The following is an 859-nucleotide window of genomic DNA, read 5'->3' as shown; positions in this document are numbered from 1 at the left end:
AACGTCAAAGTTCGTGTGAAAGCCGATGGTTCCGATGTGGATATCGGTAATGTCAAAATGTCGATGAACCCGTTTGATGAAATCGCGGTAGAAGAAGCTGTCCGTTTGAAAGAAGCCGGAAAAGTAAGCGAGATTGTTGCCGTTTCTCTTGGCGAGAAAAAATGCGAAGAGACGTTGCGTACTGCTTTGGCGATGGGTGCCGACCGTGCGGTTCATGTTGAGACTGATGCAAAGTTGGAGCCTTTGGCCGTTGCAAAATTGCTGAAAGCTGTTGCGGATAAAGAAAATCCGCAAATTTTACTGCTGGGCAAACAGGCAATTGACGATGACGCCAACCAAGTTGCCCAAATGCTGGCTGCGTTGTTGAATGCGGCTCAAGGTACTTTTGCATCAAAAGTGCAAATTGAAGGCGAAGAAGCATTGGTAACCCGTGAAATTGACGGCGGCGAAGAGACTGTTGCGTTGAAGCTGCCTGCGGTCATCAGTGCAGATTTGCGTTTGAACGAACCACGCTTTGTCAAACTTCCTAATATCATGGCTGCAAAGAAAAAGCCTTTGGAAAAATTAAGTCCTGCCGATTTGGCTGTGGATATTTCTCCGCGTTTGAATACCGTGAAATTTGCCGAACCTAAAGCACGTCAAGCCGGTGTGAAAGTGGCTGATGTTGCCGAGTTGGTTGAAAAGCTGAAAAACGAAGCCAAAGTGATCTAAGGAGTATGAAATGAGCGTATTGATTATTGCGGAACATAATAACCAACATTTGAATCCTGCCACTTTGCATGCGGTAACGGCTGCCGCTAAATTGGGTAATGTAGATTTATTGGTTGCCGGCAGCAATGCTGCTGCGGTGGTTGAAGAG

1 protein-coding gene and 1 pseudogene are annotated in these 859 nt (G+C 46.4%); both read left to right on the top strand.

Annotated elements, in window-relative coordinates; translation table 11 throughout:
* A partial coding sequence (locus tag ACTHSP_RS20965) for an electron transfer flavoprotein subunit beta/FixA family protein (RefSeq protein WP_440346881.1) occupies window positions 1-711 on the top strand: 711 nt, incomplete at its 5' end.
* Between the two features lie 10 nt (window positions 712-721).
* Window positions 722-859: pseudogene (locus tag ACTHSP_RS20960) on the top strand (electron transfer flavoprotein subunit alpha/FixB family protein); the annotation flags it as partial.

The organism is Neisseria sp. P0001.S005 (assembly GCF_051963715.1).
This window is presented reverse-complemented; position numbering and strand designations above follow the sequence as displayed.